Annotated in this window: 17 protein-coding genes; 9 read left to right on the top strand and 8 right to left on the bottom strand. The window is 42.2% G+C overall.

Features of this window, described 5'->3' with window-relative positions; all coding sequences use genetic code 11:
- Positions 1–152 precede the first annotated feature (152 nt).
- Both dksA and gluQRS read left to right on the top strand, forming a co-directional pair.
- Positions 153–680, top strand: coding sequence for an RNA polymerase-binding protein DksA (gene dksA, locus D9K81_RS13210; RefSeq protein ID WP_120373709.1), 528 nt, complete (start codon positions 153–155; stop codon positions 678–680).
- 3 nt (positions 681–683) lie between these two features.
- Positions 684–1601: a tRNA glutamyl-Q(34) synthetase GluQRS gene (gluQRS, locus tag D9K81_RS13205; protein WP_120373710.1), complete on the top strand. Its 918-nt coding sequence runs from the start codon at positions 684–686 to the stop codon at positions 1599–1601.
- Between the two features lie 194 nt (positions 1602–1795).
- On the opposite strand, the gene ftsW is transcribed toward gluQRS, so the two are convergent.
- The 5 genes from ftsW to D9K81_RS13180 form a co-directional block, all read right to left on the bottom strand.
- Entirely contained in the window at positions 1796–2992 is a 1197-nt protein-coding gene (gene ftsW, locus D9K81_RS13200) for a putative lipid II flippase FtsW (protein WP_120373711.1), read from the bottom strand.
- 21 nt (positions 2993–3013) lie between these two features.
- On the bottom strand, positions 3014–4360 hold the full coding sequence (gene murD / locus D9K81_RS13195) for a UDP-N-acetylmuramoyl-L-alanine--D-glutamate ligase (protein WP_120373712.1): 1347 nt from the start codon (positions 4358–4360) through the stop codon (positions 3014–3016).
- A gap of 172 nt (positions 4361–4532) precedes the next feature.
- On the bottom strand, positions 4533–4784 hold the full coding sequence (locus tag D9K81_RS13190) for a DUF6587 family protein (RefSeq protein ID WP_120373713.1): 252 nt from the start codon (positions 4782–4784) through the stop codon (positions 4533–4535).
- A 45-nt stretch (positions 4785–4829) separates the two neighbouring features.
- Positions 4830–6689 carry a ferrous iron transporter B gene (gene feoB, locus D9K81_RS13185; protein ID WP_121523440.1) on the bottom strand — a complete coding sequence of 620 codons (1860 nt, stop codon included), beginning with the start codon at positions 6687–6689 and terminating at the stop codon, positions 4830–4832.
- Positions 6686–6946 carry a FeoA family protein gene (locus tag D9K81_RS13180; RefSeq protein WP_120373715.1) on the bottom strand — a complete coding sequence of 87 codons (261 nt, stop codon included), beginning with the start codon at positions 6944–6946 and terminating at the stop codon, positions 6686–6688. The genes feoB and D9K81_RS13180 overlap by 4 nt, the downstream gene beginning before the upstream one ends.
- Before the next feature lie 174 nt (positions 6947–7120).
- Here D9K81_RS13180 and xerD point away from each other — a divergent pair, with 174 nt between their 5' ends.
- From xerD to thrC, 4 genes are all read left to right on the top strand, one after another.
- The gene (gene xerD / locus D9K81_RS13175) at positions 7121–8038 is read left to right on the top strand and encodes a site-specific tyrosine recombinase XerD (RefSeq protein WP_120373716.1); all 918 of its coding nucleotides are present in this window, start codon (positions 7121–7123) and stop codon (positions 8036–8038) included.
- A gap of 98 nt (positions 8039–8136) precedes the next feature.
- Positions 8137–8952 carry a DsbC family protein gene (locus D9K81_RS13170; RefSeq protein ID WP_120373717.1) on the top strand — a complete coding sequence of 272 codons (816 nt, stop codon included), beginning with the start codon at positions 8137–8139 and terminating at the stop codon, positions 8950–8952.
- A 126-nt stretch (positions 8953–9078) separates the two neighbouring features.
- Entirely contained in the window at positions 9079–10383 is a 1305-nt protein-coding gene (locus tag D9K81_RS13165; protein ID WP_120373770.1) for a homoserine dehydrogenase, read from the top strand.
- Between the two features lie 57 nt (positions 10384–10440).
- Positions 10441–11580: a threonine synthase gene (gene thrC, locus D9K81_RS13160; RefSeq protein ID WP_120373718.1), complete on the top strand. Its 1140-nt coding sequence runs from the start codon at positions 10441–10443 to the stop codon at positions 11578–11580.
- 103 nt (positions 11581–11683) lie between these two features.
- Here the strand turns inward: thrC and D9K81_RS13155 are convergent, their stop codons facing one another.
- Positions 11684–12733, bottom strand: coding sequence for a serine hydrolase family protein (locus tag D9K81_RS13155; protein WP_147395910.1), 1050 nt, complete (start codon positions 12731–12733; stop codon positions 11684–11686).
- Between the two features lie 225 nt (positions 12734–12958).
- On the opposite strand from D9K81_RS13155, the gene gacA reads away from it, so the two are divergent.
- The 3 genes from gacA to D9K81_RS13140 are packed head-to-tail and all read left to right on the top strand — an operon-like array spanning position 12959 to position 16618.
- A complete protein-coding gene (gene gacA / locus D9K81_RS13150; protein WP_106984092.1) occupies positions 12959–13594 on the top strand; it encodes a response regulator transcription factor GacA in 636 nt (211 codons plus the stop codon).
- 17 nt (positions 13595–13611) lie between these two features.
- On the top strand, positions 13612–15180 hold the full coding sequence (locus D9K81_RS13145) for a sensor histidine kinase (RefSeq protein ID WP_120373719.1): 1569 nt from the start codon (positions 13612–13614) through the stop codon (positions 15178–15180).
- A gap of 22 nt (positions 15181–15202) precedes the next feature.
- Entirely contained in the window at positions 15203–16618 is a 1416-nt protein-coding gene (locus tag D9K81_RS13140; protein ID WP_120373720.1) for a sigma-54-dependent transcriptional regulator, read from the top strand.
- A 3-nt stretch (positions 16619–16621) separates the two neighbouring features.
- Here the strand turns inward: D9K81_RS13140 and D9K81_RS13135 are convergent, their stop codons facing one another.
- Both D9K81_RS13135 and gpmI read right to left on the bottom strand, forming a co-directional pair.
- A complete protein-coding gene (locus D9K81_RS13135) occupies positions 16622–17794 on the bottom strand; it encodes a S41 family peptidase (RefSeq protein ID WP_120373721.1) in 1173 nt (390 codons plus the stop codon).
- Positions 17795–17816: 22 nt separating this feature from the next.
- A complete protein-coding gene (gene gpmI / locus D9K81_RS13130; RefSeq protein WP_121523438.1) occupies positions 17817–19364 on the bottom strand; it encodes a 2,3-bisphosphoglycerate-independent phosphoglycerate mutase in 1548 nt (515 codons plus the stop codon).
- Positions 19365–19428 lie beyond the last annotated feature (64 nt).

Below are 19428 nucleotides of genomic sequence, written 5' to 3'. Positions count from 1 at the left end.
AACATCCGGACATCTGGGACTATCAAAAAGGAAAAAAAGTCTATATGATGACGACCCCCACAGGAGGAAACTCCTTGAAGGGTGGATATAACATGCATATCACCATATTTTTTGCGTATAACCATTTACGTATATGATGAGGAATGCCCTATATGGCGAATGATAACCAAAATCAAGTTTTAGACGAACAAACTGATGTTGCAGAAGAGAAATCTGTAAAACGCGTACGCAAAACTAAGCCAAAGTCGGCTGAAGGCGGTTCTACTGCAAGCTTGTTTGGTATTGAACCTTATCAGCCGAAGAAAAATGAAGAATACATGTCAGAAGGCCAACTTCAACATTTCCGCAATATTTTACTTGCGTGGAAATCTGAGTTGATGTCTGAAGTGGATCGTACGCTAAATACAATGCAGGATGAAAACACTGCACTTCCTGATGTAAATGACCGTGCTACACAAGAAGAAGAGTTTGCGATTGAATTACGTACACGTGACCGTGAACGTAAATTGATTCGTAAAATTGAGCAATCAATTGAAGCAATTAAAAACGATGACTACGGTTTTTGTGAAACTTGTGGTATCGAAATTGGCTTGCGTCGTTTAGAAGCTCGCCCAACTGCAACTCTTTGTATTGACTGTAAGACTTTGGCAGAGATCAAAGAGAAGCAAAATAACGGTTAATTCATGTTATTGAGTAATGCATCCCTCCCCCTTCCTTTAAACAAGGAAGGGAAAGAAATGAATTACGTGGGTCGGTTTGCGCCATCGCCAACCGGCCCTTTGCATTTTGGGTCTTTAATTACAGCCGTTGCAAGCTATTGTGAAGCGCGCGCGCAGCAAGGTTCATGGCTCGTTCGCATTGAAGATACTGACATCCCTCGCATTTATCCTGGCAGTGAAGAACACATCTTACGTGCTATAGATGCCTTTGAATTTGATCCAGATCGCGAGATCATTTTTCAAAAAGACCGCCTAGACATATATGAAGATGTCATTCAGCAATTACATGCACAAGGCTTAGTTTATGCCTGCCAATGCACACGTAAAATGCTTGGATCCAATCACATCTATCAAGGGACTTGTCGAGATTTACAGCTCGATCTTGCCCATCAAGCCATTCGGGTTAAAGTTGCGGATCAAATCATTCAATTTACAGATCCGATTCAAGGTCACCATCAATCGAATTTAAAATTTGATCTGGGTGACTTTGTACTGAAGCGCCGTGATGGCATTATCAATTACCAATTAGCTGTCGTGGTAGATGATCATTTGCAAGGGATCACTCATGTGGTACGTGGTGCCGATTTACTCGACAACACCGAGCGACAAATCTGGTTGGGCCAACTCTTGGGTTATGCACCACTACAGTACATGCACTTACCACTTGCAATGAATGATCAAGGGCAAAAGCTATCGAAGCAAAATATGGCGGAAGCTTTAGATTTAAGTCAGCCTTCACAGTTGTTACAACGTGCACTCAAAGCATTACGTCAACCCGAAGTAGAACTGGACCGTCCTGCACGTATGCTCCAGCAAGCCGTAGCGCAGTGGTCAAATGCATATATCCCACATCAAAACATGCTCGAAGGCATTTACAACTAAAAACTACACTGCTCTGCATACGATCTTTCTACGTTGTCTATACTCAGCAATGCAAAACTATATTTATACAGCGCTTATCACGCTTATTCTGCGTATACATCTAGGTTCAAAGCTGAAAACACCCCACACACGGGCATAAAAATGCCGAGTAAAGCTTTCACCTTACCCGGCCTGTCTATTCAACTTAAAACTGCTTAGAAGCTGGATTCTTCTTTACTTGGGTTCACTTGATTGGTGGTACTTTCGATTTTGAGGATTAAACTCATCATCACCGCACACATAATTAAAGATGAGCCACCATAACTAATAAAAGGCAAAGTCAAACCCTTGGTTGGAAGCATCCCCATATTCATGCCTGCATTTACCAAAATTTGCAGTAAGAAAATAATACTAATGCCATAAGCCAAATAGCCTGCACGCAAGTATTGATTGCGTAAAGCACGATGACCAATTTTGATACTACAAACTACCAGCGTGAATGACAGAATCATTACCGTGGTAATGCCCATAAAGCCAAATTCTTCACCTAAAATAGCCAACATAAAGTCGGTATGTGCTTCAGGTAAATATGACATTTTTTGGATACTATGACCTAAGCCAACGCCAAACCATTCGCCACGACCAAAGGCCATCAGCGCATTGGAAAGCTGATAGCCTGTGCCTAGAGGATCAGCCCAAGGGTTGGTAAATGATAAGGCACGTTGTAAGCGATATGGCTCAAATACAATTGCGACAACCAGACCAACTACAATAAATGCCATGAAGGCAATAAATTGTACAGCAGGTGCACCTGCTAGAAAGAATACCCCCAGAATCATCAGTACGATTACTGCTGTAGCCCCTAAGTCAGGCTCGGCTAAAATCAGGCCTACAGTAATAATCATGACCCCGCCTAAGCGCACTAAGCCAGAGACGCTATTACGTACTTCCTCCGCCCTTCGTACCACATAGTCAGCGGTGAAAATGGCCATCATGACTTTCGCCACTTCCGAAGCCTGTAAGGTAAAGCCTGCAACTTTAATCCATCGGGTAGAACCATTGACCTCAGTACCTGCCACCAACACCACGGCCAGCAGTAAAATGGTTAATATCCAAAATGGAAAAGTATTATTAAACCAAACATTTAAAGGTACTTTATACACTGCAAAAGCAGCAATAGAAGCAGCTAAAATTGAAATGCCATGTCGCGTGATATAGTGAAATGGATTTTCATGTAAACGTGCAGCATACGGCATGGACGCCGATGCCACCATAATTGAACCAATACACAGCAATGCCAATACACTAAATATGAGCACATTACGTGTGGTAATGTCGGCAGGCACACGAGGTGCCCAGCGCTCATATACCTCGGTAATTTTAGTTATGGTCGTCTGAGCTAACCCAGCCATACAACTTTCCTTATCATTTTTTTAAGCCAGTGCGTTCACGCAGTCGACAAACTGATGACCGCGTTCACTATATCCTTTAAACATATCAAAACTTGCACATGCAGGCGATAGTAGCACTACATCGTAGGCCTGAGCCTGTTGTTGGCACAATTCTACAGCTTGTTTTAAGGTTTCAGCATGAATTAATGTGGTTGTGCCTGTAATTGCTTTTTCAATGATTGGACGATCTTCACCAATCAGTACAGCAACTTTGGCATATTTTTGTAGTGAGTCACGTAGCGCAGTGAAATCCTGCCCCTTGCCCTGACCACCCAAAATAATCACCACTTTACCGCCTTTGGCCTCAATAGCACCACCTAAACCATCTACTGCTGCTAGAGTTGCACCAATATTGGTGCCTTTTGAGTCATTGTAGTAACGCACATTATGCAATTCTTTAACGAACTCACAGCGATGCTCTAAACCTTTAAAGGTTTTTAGAGTATTTAGCATACTGTCTAGGCTTAAACCAATCGCCTCACCTAGTGCTAAGCAAGCCAAAGCATTGGCCACATTATGCGTGCCCTGAATGTACATATCTGCACTATTCAATAAACGCTCACGACCACGTGCTAACCAAATCGTGCCATCATCATCTTTTAACACACCAAATTGATTCATATCAGGCGCATTTAAACCAAAACTTTGCATTGGAGTAGCATCTGGCACCAATGGACGGGTCAAAGAGTCATCGCGGTTAAACACGACTTTTTTCACGCCTTGAAAAATTCTGTGCTTAGCGGTGTGATAGCCCATCATATCGCCATGGCGGTCTAAATGGTCTTCACTCATATTGAGTACGACAGCCACTTCAGCAGCCAAATTAGATGTTGTTTCCAGTTGGAAGCTTGAAAGTTCAAGTACATAAAGCTCAGGATCATCTTTGGTTAAATCCAAAGCTGGACGACCTAAATTACCGCCCACAGCGACTTTTTTACCTGCATCAGCAGCCATTAAACCAAATAAAGTTGTAACTGTACTTTTTGCATTTGAACCAGTAATGGCAACAATTGGTTTGTCCGTTGCACGGCGTAAAATTTGGATTTCACTCACCACAGGAATACCTTTCGCTACAGCGGCTTGTATTTCTGCTAATTTTGGATCGAGCCCTGGGCTAATCACAATTTCTTCAGCTTGTAATAACAATTCTTGATCTAGTTGGCCAAAACTGGTTTGCACATCTTTAGGGATTTGGTCGTGTCCGGGTGGCGTTTCTCGAGAGTCTGTTACTGCAACACGGTAGCCTTTGTCATGTAAGAAATTAACTGCTGCGACACCAGATATTCCGAGCCCAGCAACGACTTTTAATCCACCACGTTGTATTAACATTTTTGCCTCTGTTTATGGTCTATTTTACAACTGTGGAAATGTTAGCACTTTGCTGTTTTGAATGCTTTTTCTGTTTTGACTTTATGATGGTTTTTTTGTGTCGACGCGTAAAAAAACCGTCATAAAAATGACGGTTTTCTTTTACACAGCATATTTTAAATGGTTAAAGCATTTACTTCCATTTAACGGCCTGTACTTGCTCTTTTTGAGGCGTCGATTCCTCTGTCGCTGAACAACCACAACTACCGCCACAACCTGCAACCTTAGCAGGTTTTAACCATGTTGCCAGTTTTGACCAACCACAGCGCGCACAAGCATTTGAAATCGAAGTGAAGACTGAGTTCGATGTTTGAGGAAATACCTTTTTAAACACCACGACAGCACTCCAAATGACCAAAGCAGCCACAATTAGAATTTCAATCATCTCAATCTCCTTCTACCTTCAAGCTAAAACTTTTAATCTAAATTTTTAACCTAAATAATGCGATGCAATTTGATAGGTCAAAAATGACATGAAATATGCCAAACCAAACAGGTAAATCGTCATGAACGCTACTGTTTTCATTGACCCTGTTTCACGTTTCACAGTTGCCAAGGTCGCTAAACAATGTGGCGCATAAATAAACCAAACCAATAGCGACAAACCTGTTGCCAATGACCAGCTTAAATCACCCGTACTGATGAGTGTGGATAACCCTTGTGCCACAGCATCATCATCCGCTGCAGATAAGGCATATACCGTACCTAAAGCAGCCACAACCACTTCACGCGCAGCCATTGCTGGAATTAAAGCAATACAAATCTGCCAATTAAAACCGAGTGGTGCAAAAATAGGTTGCATTAAATGCCCTAACATCCCTGCGAATGAGTAATCAATATCTGGCAGAGTTGCACCTTCTGGCGGTTGTGGGAAGGTACACAAGAACCACAATAGAATTGAAAGCGCAAAGATAATACCGCCCACACGTTTTAAGAAGATTTTGGCGCGATCCAGTAGACCAATCCAAACACTCTTAAAATCTGGGATACGATAACTTGGTAATTCCATTAATAACGCATGTTGTGATTTATCTTTTTGGAAAAATTTAATCACGGTTGCGACCAATAATGCACTGACAATCCCTGCGGCATATAAACCAAACAGTACCAAGCCTTGCAGGTTGAATATTCCCCAGACCATTTTTTCTGGAATAAATGCAGAAATCAGTAATGCATATACAGATAAGCGTGCGGAACAAGTCATCAATGGTGCGACAAAAATCGTAGTTAAACGATCACGCGGGTCACTAATACTTCGTGTTGCCATAATACCAGGAATGGCACATGCAAAACTCGAAAGTAATGGAATGAAAGAACGGCCACTTAAGCCCGCTTTATACATGAGCTTGTCTAAGAGGAAAGCTGCACGTGGTAAATAACCTGATTCTTCTAAAACCAAAATAAAGAAGAATAGAATTAAAATCTGTGGCAAGAACACCACCACACCACCAGCACCAGCGATAATGCCGTCGACCACCAAACTATTGAGCATTGGGTGTGCAATGTAAGCACCAACAGTTTCGCCTAGCCAACCAAAGAAGCTTTCAATTCCATCCATAAATGGCGCAGCCCAAGCAAAGACCGCTTGGAACACGACAAACATCATCACAGCAAGGCTAATCAAGCCAAACACAGGATGTAAAAATATTTTATCTAAAAAGTCAGAACGCTTATCTTCTTGGTCTACATACACGACCACATCTTTTAAGATATTTTCGATTTGTACATGTACTGAATTTGCCTGAGCAACATCACTCAACTCAGTATCAGGTGTTCTAAAGGTACCTGCATCAAGCGCACCCATTAAGTTTTCAATGCCTGCATTACGTACAGCCACTGTTTCAACGACTGGAACACCCAAACGCTGGGAAAGTTTTTGCGTGTTAATTTGCATGCCACGACGACGTGCTTCATCCATCATATTCAATACCAGTAGAATAGGACGTTTCAGCTCAATCATTTCCATGACAAGGCCCAAATGCAATTTTAAGTTTGTGGCATCCACCACGCATAAAAATGCATCTTGCTGACCTTCTTCTGCAATTTTGCCTTGCACAACATCACGGGTAATCGCTTCATCGGGACTGGTCGCATTGAGGCTATATGTCCCTGGTAAGTCCAGTACACGTACAGGCTTACCCGAAGGTAGCGTAAATTGACCAACCTTACGCTCAACAGTCACACCTGCATAGTTTGCAACTTTTTGGCGTGTGCCTGTTAAATGGTTAAATAAAGAGGTTTTACCGCAATTTGGGTTGCCTACTAATGCAATACGCAGAGCATCACTCATGCCGATGCTCCTTCAAGCAAAATTTCAACTTTTTCGGCTTCGACTTTACGTAAAGCAAAGCGTGTAAATCCAACTTGAATTAAAATAGGATCACCACCAAAAATGCCTTTAGTGATCACTTGTACTTTCGTACCCGCAACAAAACCCAACGTTTCTAGGCGACTTGCTACTAAATCAGTTTGAGTTTCGCCATCCAAAGTACGATTTACTTTGCTAATGATGGCAGTTTGTTTGACTTTTAAATCAGATAAACGCACCGCATCCAACCCTTAAATATTTTGAACAGTATACAAACAAATGAGAATAATTACCAAATCAGATACGATAATGATTCGCATCTGTTATAGCACATCGACAAGCATATTTTGTTACATTACATTAACGCAAACCAATCATAATGATTGGCTGGATTTATTGACCGTGAGTGTTGCATGCTAAACAAAAAACCTCGTATTCCTGCTCCTGTGAGCATTCCGGAACACTATAGTTTTTTAAAAGGTTATCGAGACGATTTAATCGCCCAGACCGTTAGCCCGCACACTCGAAATGCCTATCTCTCTGATTTAATCCAATGCAGTGAGTGCATCGCTAGCCCAATGCCGACATGGTCTGCAGATGATATTTCTGATGTTTTATTAAGCCTGACGCAACAAGGTAAAAGCCCGCGCTCAATTGCCCGTTGCTTATCTGCGATGCGTTCTTTTTTTAAATTTTTAAGAGAGCAAAAGCTACGTAGCGACAACCCTGTCAGCACACATAAAACACCTAAAATTGGTCGTGCACTTCCCAAAGATCTGTCTGAGGCAGATGTAGAAGCACTCATTTTGGCACCAGATATTCAAAGCGCGTTGGGTTTACGCGATCGTGCCATGCTTGAAGTGCTGTACGCCTGTGGTCTACGTGTCACCGAGCTATTAAATTTAAGACTGGAATTAATGAATTTAAAGCAAGGCTATATCCGTATTGTGGGTAAAGGCAACAAAGAACGATTAGTACCCATGGGGCAAGCGGCCTGTGAATGGGTAGAAAAATACCTAAATGAGTCGCGCCCGCAACTGTATAAAACCGCATCTGATTATGTGTTTTTAACACAGTTAGGTGGGATTATGAGCCGACAAAATTTCTGGTATGCCATTAAACGCTATGCCTTGCAGGCCGGCATACAGGCAGAACTTTCTCCACATACCTTACGTCATGCCTTTGCCACCCATTTACTCAATCACGGTGCAGACCTCCGTGTGGTACAAATGTTATTGGGTCATAGTGATCTATCCACCACACAAATTTATACCCATGTGGCACAAGTGCGTATGCAACAGCTCCATGCTCAGTTTCATCCACGCGCTTAACGGTATGACATATCAGACCAAGAAGTTTTTTTCATACCCGATTTTTTTGCTATGCTAGCTCACCTGTTTTTAAAAAAGCGAAAAGAAAAGGGTTCTTTATGCTATTTACCCGTTCAAAAATTGTGATCGCATGTACGCTTGCTACTGGCCTTGCTTTAACTGCTTGTAGCAAATCAAATAATGATGAAGAAAAACAAGCGCCTTTAACGGCAAGTGCACCAGCAACGGGCGAAGCCTCTACCCTTTCAGAACGCAATCAACAACAACGCCTTATTCAGACCCTACAAGAAGGTATGAAAAAAGCCAACATTACGGCCAAAATTACCAGTGTAAAAGCCACAGAAGTTCCGAACCTCTTTTGGGTGAGCTTTGAAGGCATGTCTTCAGTGTATGCCACAGCCGATGGCAAATACATTATTCAGGGTGATGTAATCCGCTTAGGCGATAAAACTTTGCATAATGTCAGTGAAAGCTTGCAATCAGAAGTGACCAAAAAAGAATTGGCAAAGCTCAAAACTGAAGACCTGATTGTCTATAAAGCCAAAGGTAAAACACAGCATGTGATTTATGTGTTTACCGACGCAAGTTGCCCTTATTGCCATAAACTGCATGAACATCTAGATGAAATTACCAGCAAAGGTATTGAAGTTCGCTATATTGCATGGCCACGTGGCGACCAGTTCGTACCCGCGATGGAAAGTGTTTGGTGTAGTGCAAACCGTCAAGAAGCCTTCAATCAGGCAATTTCAGGGGTACAATTACCACCTGCATCATGCAAAAATCCAGTGCGCGACATGTACAAATTAGGTCTGAATATTGGCGTGAATGGCACTCCTGCAATTTATAATACCGATGGTGTTTACTTAGGTGGTTATATGGAGCCTAGTGAATTAATTGGACGCTTAAATAAATAAAATTTATTGAATAAATTACTGTTTTTTATAGATAGATATAAATTTGTGAATCTCCTAGAGTCATAGGCTTTTTTTAGCTATGATCTAGCTTCACTTAAAAATTTGCTGAAATAAATGGAGTGTGACGTGAAACCAGTTCGTCTGGCAATCCTCGGTCTTGGTACTGTGGGTGGTGGTGCCCTTAAACTACTAAAAGAAAATGCTGCTGAGATTAAACGTCGCACCGGTCGTGAAATTGAAATTACCCATGTGGGAACTCGTCGCCCGCGTCCTGACCTTGATTTACCCGCATCGGTTCAACAAAGCGCAGATCTGTTAGAGATTGTTCGTCAACCCGATGTCGATGTTGTGATTGAAGTCATGGGTGGCATTCATCCTGCTTATGAAGTAATTAAAGAAGCGATTTTACACGGCAAACAGATCGTCACAGCGAACAAAGCACTACTCGCTGAGCATGGTAATGAGCTGTTTAAACTGGCTGATGATCATCACGTACAAATCGCTTATGAAGCGGCTGTTGCTGGTGGTATTCCAATTATTAAAGTCATGCGTGAAGGCTTGGCAGCCAATAAAATTGATTGGTTAGCTGGCATTATCAATGGCACAGGCAACTTCATTTTGACTGAAATGCGTGAAAAAGGCCGTGCCTTTGCCGATGTACTCAAAGAAGCACAAGAATTGGGTTATGCAGAAGCAGATCCAACCTTTGACGTTGAAGGTATTGATGCCGCACATAAGCTCACCTTGCTTGCCTCTATCGCATTTGGTATTCCATTACAATTTGACAAAGTCTTCACTGAAGGCATTAGCAAAGTGACTGCGCAAGATGTGAAATATGCTGAAGATTTAGGTTTCCGCATTAAACACTTGGGTATTGCACGCCGTGCCGAAAACGGAATCGAATTACGTGTACATCCAACACTTATTCCAGAAGAACAACTGATTGCCAATGTTAACGGCGTTAAAAATGCGGTATTGGTACAAGCCAATGCGGTAGGTCCTACGCTGTATTACGGCGCAGGCGCAGGCGCAGGCCCAACAGCATCTGCTGTGGTTGCCGATGTGGTCGATATTGTACGTGACATTTCTTATACCGAAGATGGTTCAGGTACAATTCCGCAATTAGCTTTTGAAAGCTTAAGCGATTTGCCTATTTTATCGCGCGAAGAAATGACGACGGGTTACTACATCCGTATTAATGCTGAAGACCAAACTGGCGTTTTAGCTGAAGTTACTACTATTTTAAGTCGCGCAGGCATTAGCATTGATGCCATCATGCAACAATCGCGCTTAAAAGACCTTATTCCTATCGTGATTCTGACCGATCCAGTGAAAGAATCTAAAATGGATGAAGCCCTTCAACAAATTCAAGCATTGCCTGTCATTCATGGCGAAATTGTACGAATTCGTTTAGAATCGCTTGATAATTAATCGGGTTAAGGGGAAATTCTCCCCTTACCAAGCTCTATACACAATTGGAACATCATCATGTCGAATGCCAATCGTTATACTGGTTTAGTTGACCGCTATCGCGACCGTTTACCAGTGTCTGCCACTACTAAAGCTATCTCTTTAGGTGAAGGTAATACCCCACTGATTAAACTTGCGAACATTCCGCGTTTAATTGGCAAAAATGTTGAAATTTATGTGAAGTACGAAGGCTTAAACCCGACTGGTTCATTTAAAGACCGTGGTATGACCATGGCGGTAACAAAAGCAGTAGAAGCAGGCTCAAAAGCGATTATCTGTGCATCTACAGGTAATACCTCTGCAGCTGCAGCCGCTTACGCTGCTCGCGCTGGCATCAAAGCATTCGTTTTAATCCCTGAAGGCAAAATTGCCATGGGTAAAATGGCGCAAGCAATGATGTATGGTGCAATCACGATGCAAATCCGCGGTAACTTTGACGATGGCATGCGCCTAGTGAAAGAAGTTGCAGATCAAGCACCTGTAACCATCGTAAACTCAATCAACCCATACCGTTTGCAAGGTCAAAAAACGATTGCATACGAAATCGTTGATGAACTAGGTCGTGCACCAGACTACCACTGCTTACCTGTAGGTAATGCGGGTAACATCACTGCACACTGGATGGGTTATACAGAAGCTGTTGCAAACCAACCTGTAGGTGAGTTTGAACAAGTGGTTTACGATGCTGCAACTGATGCATTCACAGGTCCAAAACCAGAAGGTTTACCTGTGATGGTCGGCTATCAAGCATCTGGTGCTGCACCATTCCTACGTGGCGCACCTGTAGCCAACCCAGAAACAATTGCAACTGCAATCCGTATTGGTAACCCACAAAGCTGGAACCATGCCAAAGCAGTAGTACGCGACTCTCAAGGTTGGTTTGATGAACTGACTGATGCTGAAATTTTAGATGCACAGCGTATGCTTTCTATGTATGAAGGCGTATTTGTAGAGCCTGCATCTGCGGCATCAATCGGTGGTGCAATCCGTGACCTTAAAGCAGGTAAAATTCCTGAAGGTTCTGTAATTGTATGTACCGTAACAGGTAATGGCTTGAAAGACCCAGATACAGCAATTAAGCAATGTTCTGATGCTGTAATGTTGTCAATTGACGCTACTATGGATCAAGTTCGTGATTCAATTCTGTCAAATATGTAATTCCGCATTTGATTGAATAAAGAAAACCCTGCACTAGCAGGGTTTTTTATGGGCTAAATTTAGCCTAAAAACAAAAAGCTCAAGTTGAGTAAGAATTTAAGCCTTAAATTCGTTTGGGTAACTGAGTGACCCAACTCATTAAGCGTGTTGCATCATCTGTACGTGATTGCGAGGTATCTGCACCCAACAACACGACAACAGCTGGACGATTATTTAATGTTGTGTGCATCACCACACAGCGCCCTGCTTCATTGATATAACCTGTTTTTGAAATATTGATATTCCAACCACCGTTACGTACCAAGGCATTGGTGTTATTCGACTTCAAGACACGATAGCCCAAGTTAAAGTCATAACTTGGTGTCGTTGAAAACTGACGAATTAAGCCATATTGCGATGCAGTATTCACCAAAATAGCCAAATCGCGCGCTGAAGCGACATTTCCAGGGTGTAAGCCTGTAGATTCAACATAATGTGTGCTGTTCATACCCAGTGAGCGCGCCTTGGCATTCATAGCACTATAAAATGCACTGCGACCACCTGGATAGGTACGTGCTAAAGCCGATGCTGCAGGGTTCTCAGACTTCATCAGCGCCAGTAACAACGCTTCCGCACGATTCATGCTATCACCTGCGCGTAAAGTCGAGCTTGAGCTCTTACAGCCAGAACATGAAAAGTCACCTTGTTGTAAGGTAATATTTTCTGACATGTTTAAGCGGGCATCAGAAATGACCACAGCTGTCATGAGCTTCGTGATAGATGCAATTGGACGTGCAACATTACTATTTTTGCTATAAAGCACTTCGCCCGTCTGACCATCCATCACAATCGCTGCACGCGCATTGACACTTGGCTGATTGGCATAACTATTGGTATCCACAATACGTACCGTTTGTGACGGTGCATTTTGTGTGGTTACACCATTCGAACTTCGCACGCTGGTGGTGATTTTGGTCGAACCCTGTGGTGATGGTTCATCTGTAGCAGATGAAACATCTTCATTTAAAAGTTGGCTGACATCATCAGATGACCAGCTCAAATTCGATTGGCTCGTGTTTGGATTCATCACAATCTCAGCAAAGCTTACGGTGCTTATGCCGAATAAAAATGAAAAGCCCAACACGTGTGCTAATGATTTATTTAAATTCTTCACTTTTACTTACTCAACTCTATCTTAGTAATTTAGCTAAAAATTTGCCTATTACCATAAATATGCCTTACATTTAGGCACATAGCAGAACATTTTTTACCCACGACATTGTGTATCAAATATTTTCATCGTAGATAAGAATAGGATTGCTAATTTTGTCGTTTCATTGCAAGCTTATTTTGCTTTATGTAACAAAAAAGACATTTATAAAACAGAGGGAGAGTGTCAGTGATCACAGTTTTGGTGGTGGACGATCATGAATTAGTTCGTACAGGTATATGTCGAATGTTAGAAGATCATGTCGATGTACAAGTGATTGGGCAAGCCGAATCTGGTGAAGAAGCAATTTCTTTGGTGCGTCAGCATCATCCTAATGTTGTTCTTTTAGATGTGAATATGCCTGGAATTGGTGGTGTAGAAACCACACGCCGTCTTTTACAGACTGCTCCTGATACTAAAGTGTTAGCTGTCAGTGGTCTTGCTGAGGAGCCTTATCCTTCACTTTTACTTAAAGCGGGTGCCAAAGGCTATATCACCAAAGGTGCGCCTGTTACAGAAATGGTACGTGCCATTAACAAAGTAATGCAGGGTGGTAAATACTTTAGTGCCGACATTGCAGAGCAGTTAGCAAGTTCGTATTTATCCGACACCCAACAATCCCCTTTTGACGCGCTTTCAGAACGCGAAATGCAAGTCGCAATGATGGTCGTGAATTGTATTAGTGCACAAGAAATTGCAGATAAGCTCTTTGTCAGTGTAAAAACCGTCAATACTTACCGTTACCGTATTTTTGAAAAACTTAATTTAGACAGTGATGTCAAATTAACCCACCTAGCCATTCGCTACGGCCTTATTAAACCTTAAATACCAGTGCATCCTTTATGCCTCAGCCTTCTTATCATGCGGAATTAAATCAATATCATCTCGGGCTGTGGTATAGCGCATATCGCTTCATTATCAGTACGGGCCTATTGCTGATTTTCATGCTGACCTATCGGCAACTCAATCTTGAATATCAGTACCCACGCCTTTATTTATACGTCATTAGTGCCTATGCGCTCATCAGTAGCCTACAGTTTTTTTTAATGCGTGGCGTGCGCGCTTATATCCCAAAGCAGCTGGTGAGTCTATTTGCTGTCGATGTCACGGCGCTTAGTTTATTAACTTTGGCACTTGATGGGCCGAATTTACATATCAGCTTACTGTTTGTGATTTGTATTTTTGCCGCATCGCTTTTACTCAATGCACAAAAAGCACTGTTAATTACGCTCATTGCCGTGATTAGTGTGATATACCAAGTATTTATCGGCTCTATTTTTGAGCTCACTTCACTTAATAATATTGGTAATAGCGCCCTATTGGCCTTTTTGTTTTTTGTAGTTTACGGCAGTGGACAAATTGCGATTCGTCGCTTCCAAATAATGGAAAATTTGAACTTTTCCCAGTCCCTCGAACTAAATCAACTGCAAAACATTAACCGTTATATTTTAGAGCAAATTCAAACAGGCTATTTGGTGCTAGACCAAAACTGCCATGTGGTGTTGAGTAATCCCGAGGCTTGCCATTTATTGGGCATTGCACCGATGTATCGCTATGAAACACATCCACTGTATAAAACCCAACCCGACTTATTTGAGTTAATGAAATTTGAAGAATTACCCGATGGCGACACCTTCCAATTTCAATCACAACAAAGTCGCTTTCATATTCATGTTCGGGTACAAAAACTGAATGTGCCCCATCAGACCTTAACCTTACTGGTATTGCAGGATGCACAAAAAATCAATCAGCATGTTCAACAGTTGAAATTAGCAGCACTGGGCCAGCTTTCTGCCAGTATTGCACATGAAATCCGTAATCCCTTAGCAGCCATCGTTCAAGCCAATGATCTATTTTTAGATAGTGATCCATCACAACAAAAACTATTACATGGCATGATTGCTAAACAATCAGTTCGTATTGACCGTATTGTGCAAGACACACTCAATATGGTGAAAAATAAAGAAACACGCCCCATACTGATTCCATTAAAGCACTTTATGCCTCAGCTCATTCAAGATGACCTTTCGGATATTCAAGATAAAATTCAACTCAATATGCGAGAGCCTGTAGCGATTCACTTTGATGAAGGTCAACTGCGTCAAGTGCTGATTAATTTGGTGCGCAATGCAATCCGCCACAATGATCCCAGCACACCGTATATAGAATTAAATATTTATCCATATCAAAAATATATACATATTGATGTACGTGATTTCGGCCTTGGTGTTGCAGAACATGATCGATCTGCATTATTTCAACCATTTTTCAGTACCGAAATCACAGGAACTGGTTTAGGATTGTACCTAGCGCACAGTTTTTGCGAAGCAAACCAAGCACAGCTCACCTACGTAGAACAAAAAGAACAAGGGGCCTGTTTTAGAGTTTCTTGCTTAGCCGTGACCGTTTAATCGATTTTATTTGGGGGAAAATATGGCAGAACAGCAACCATTGGTACTGTTGGTCGATGATGAAGAAGACTTATGTACACTCATGCAGATGTCTTTATCACGGATGGGAATTCGTACACACATTGCACACCGACTGAGTGAAGCACGCCAATGCTTAACCGAGCACCAATACGATGCCTGTTTAACTGACCTTAATCTTCCTGATGGCAATGGCTTACAACTGTTACAATGGATGAATGAACACTGCCCAAGCCTACCTGTTGCTGTTTTAACGGCTTATGGCAATATGGAAATTGCCATTGCAGCCCTCAAAGCAGGTGCATTTGATTTTGTCAGTAAACCCATTAATCCAAAGCACTTAGAACAACTACTGCAAAAAGCATTAAATAAACCCATTCCCTCTACAACACCACAAGAAGATACTCTCGAATACAAAATGCTGATTGGTCAATCTTTACCAATTCAACAGCTTCGCGTGACTTTGAAAAAAATTGCTCGCTCACAAGCACCTGTATTTATTACTGGTGAATCTGGTACGGGTAAAGAAGTGGTTGCAAATTTGGTGCATCGCCTCAGCAATCGAAATGAAGGTCCCTTTATTGCCATTAACTGCGGTGCAATTCCGAGCGACTTAATGGAAAGCGAGCTTTTTGGCCATAAAAAAGGCAGTTTCACAGGTGCAACACAAGACAAACAAGGTCTGATTCAATCAGCACATGGCGGAAGTTTATTCCTCGATGAAATTGCTGAATTACCACTCAGCATGCAGGTTAAGCTCCTACGTGCGGTACAAGAGAAGCGGATTCGTCCCGTCGGTGCAGACCACGAAATTGATGTAGATTTTCGCATTATCAGTGCCAGCCACCAAGATTTAGATGGGCTGGTGCAACAAGGTCGCTTCCGTCAGGATTTATTTTTCCGTATCCATGTAATGGACTTAGAATTGCCACCGCTTCGCGAGCGTGGCAATGACATCTTGTTATTGGCTCAACATTTTATTCAAAAAATTTGCTCAGAATGGGATATTAAAGCCAAAGCCCTGACAGAACGCGCACAAGACTTCCTGCTCAATCAATATTATCCGGGCAACGTACGCGAGTTACGCAATATTATTGAACGCGCAATCACCCTCAGCGATACCGAAAGCATAGATTTACCGCATTTGCAAAGTGCTCCACTACGCCGTAGTGCGCCTGTGCTGGATCACACAGATATATCTCAGGCAATCACAACAGCTTCTGTCACCAATATGCCTTTAAAGAAATTGCCTGAAGAAGGGCTTGAGCCTTATCTAGAAAATATTGAAAAAGAAATTCTACTGAATGCGCTCAACATGACACACTGGAATCGAACCTTAGCAGCCAAAAAACTCGGTATGTCTTTTCGCTCTTTGCGCTATCGTTTAAAGAAATTTGGACTAGATACGGACGAAGAATAAGCTTTATTTTTTATTTAGCAATTGCTCTGTCACATGCTCAAGATATTGCTGCTCGCTCATTTCATGTTGTGGGTAGCTAAAATCAGGTTGCACCCCAATGCCTTCAATCATACGGCCATTGGGCGTGTAATACTGCGATACTGTCATTTGTAAAGCAGCACCATTGGAAAGTGGAAACAGCTTTTGAACCACACCTTTACCATAACTTTTCTCACCCACCACCCATGCTCGACCATGCTCTTTTAAGGCAGCAGTAAATACTTCGGCAGCTGATGCTGAGCGACCATTAATTAAAATACCCACTTTCATATTTTGAAATTCAAAGCTTGGTAAGGCCTGAAATTGCTGATCGCCTTCAGAGCGACTTCGCGTCGACACAATCACACCTTGATTCAGAAATAAATCTGCCGATTCCACGGCTGCAGACAACAACCCTCCAGGATTATTTCTTAAGTCAAACAAGATCGCTTTAATTTTTGAGCCACTATGGCTTTCAATAATACGTTTGATTTCATTGGCTGTATCTTGCTGAAAGACTTTTACATTTAAAACCAAGACTTGATTATTGAGCAAACGGGATTCTATATCCGTCTCAATCTTAGTATTACGGACAATATAAATTGGCTTACTGTGTGTAGTGAGTTGCAGGCTTAATGTTGAACCAATCGCACCATCTAAGAGTTGTTTCACTTGTGCATGACTGAGCTTTTTCAGCTCTTGATCATCCATTTTGTACACAACCATACCATTGCTTAAGCCCTGCTTAGCAGAGTCGGCATCTTTTTTTAAATTATGAATGACCCAATGTTGTGCGACCGTGTCATAGTGCAAGTCAAAATCAACAGCAGCTAAGTCACCTTCGGTATATTGTAATAGCTGTTTATAATCTTCAGGTGAAAGATAACGTGAATAGCGATCTAAACCACTGACCAAGCCTTGTATGGCTTGCTGAAACAGATCATCGTCTGCTTTTTCTTTTAAATAATTTTCTTTGACGATGCCATAAATTTGAACGAATTGTTGTATGGATTCCACTGGAACTTCCATATTACTCTGTTCATAGTCACCATCAAAATCAAGGGCCGCAGACTTTTTGTCTACAGCCCATGTTGTGTGACTAAAGCACATTAGAAGTGAGCCAATAATTACCCCAGAAATCCAACGTGCTTGCACCATACAGCTACCCTTTCATCAATGTTTATGCATCTAAATGAATTAGATTACGACCTTGCATTTCAGCAGGAACAGGAAGCTTCATCAAGTGAAGTAATGTAGGCGCAACATCGGCCAAAACACCACCTTCTACAATTGTTGCTGATGTCGGGCCTGCATAGATAAACGGCACTAATTCAGTCGTATGCTGTGTATGTACCTGACCGCTTTGATAATCTTGCATTTGCTCGACATTACCGTGATCGGCAGTCACAATCATGTGACCTTGATTAGCCATCACAGCCTCATAAACACGGCCTAAGCAAGTATCTACTGCTTCAACTGCTTTTACTGCTGCGTCAAATACACCTGTATGACCAACCATGTCGCCATTGGCATAGTTCACCACCAACAAGTCATATTCACCTGAATTAATGGCAGCAACAAGCTCATCTGTCACTTCATACGCGCTCATTTCAGGCTTTAAGTCGTAAGTTGCAACGCTTGGAGATGGAATTAAAATGCGTTTCTCACCAGGATATTCATCTTCACGGCCACCACTGAAGAAGAAAGTCACATGCGCATATTTCTCAGTTTCCGCAATACGAAGCTGTGTTTTACCTAAATTCGATAGATATTCACCTAATGAATTCACCAATGCTTCTGGCATGTATGCAACAGGTGCATCAATGGTCGCTTGGTAACGTGTCAACATGACATATTTAGACAATGCTGGAACAACTTTACGCTCAAAACCCGCAAAGTCTTTTTCTACAAAGGCTTTGGTAATTTCACGCGCACGATCCGCACGGAAATTCATGAAAACGACGCTATCGCCATCTTGAACAGCTGTAACATCACCAATACGCGTTGCTTTCACAAATTCGTCTTTTTCGCCAGCAGCGTATGCAAGTTCCAAGCCTTCTACAGCAGTTGTAGCCGTACGCTCTGCCACGCCTTCAGTCAACAAACGATAAGCCTGTTCAACGCGATCCCAACGGTTATCACGATCCATCGCAAAATAACGGCCAATTAAAGTTGCAATGCGACCTTGACCTGGATATTGAGCAAATAATGCATCTAATTTTTCTAAAGAAGGTTGTGCGCTAATCGGTGGTGTATCACGACCATCTAAAAATGCATGTAAATACACTTTCGCGCCACGTTTCAACGCAAGCTCAGCCATCGCTACAATGTGGTCTTCATGCGAGTGTACGCCACCTTCAGACAATAAGCCCATTAAGTGTACAGCGCCATTGCTTGCTTTGGCTTGTTCTACAGCATCTACCAGCACTTCATTTTCAAAGAAAGCACCAGTACGAATGTCTTTGGTAATGCGGGTAAAATCTTGGTACAGCACACGGCCAGCACCTAAGTTCATGTGACCTACTTCAGAGTTACCCATTTGGCCATCTGGTAAACCTACATCTTCACCAGAACCAGAGATTAAACCATGCGGATGCTTTGCTTCCATCGCGGTTAAGTTTGGACGTTGAGCAGCTAAAAAAGCATTATCCTCAATCGCTTCACGATGACCCACACCATCCATAATGACTAAAACGTGAGGGATTTTGCGAGCACTTGCATCCGTCATAACTGAACACTCTTTTTCGTCTATAAATTAATCATGCTATCTTACCGAATTTTCGGTCAAGACT

It is taken from the genome of Acinetobacter chengduensis, assembly GCF_003664645.1.
Taxonomy (GTDB): domain Bacteria; phylum Pseudomonadota; class Gammaproteobacteria; order Pseudomonadales; family Moraxellaceae; genus Acinetobacter; species Acinetobacter chengduensis.
This window is presented reverse-complemented; position numbering and strand designations above follow the sequence as displayed.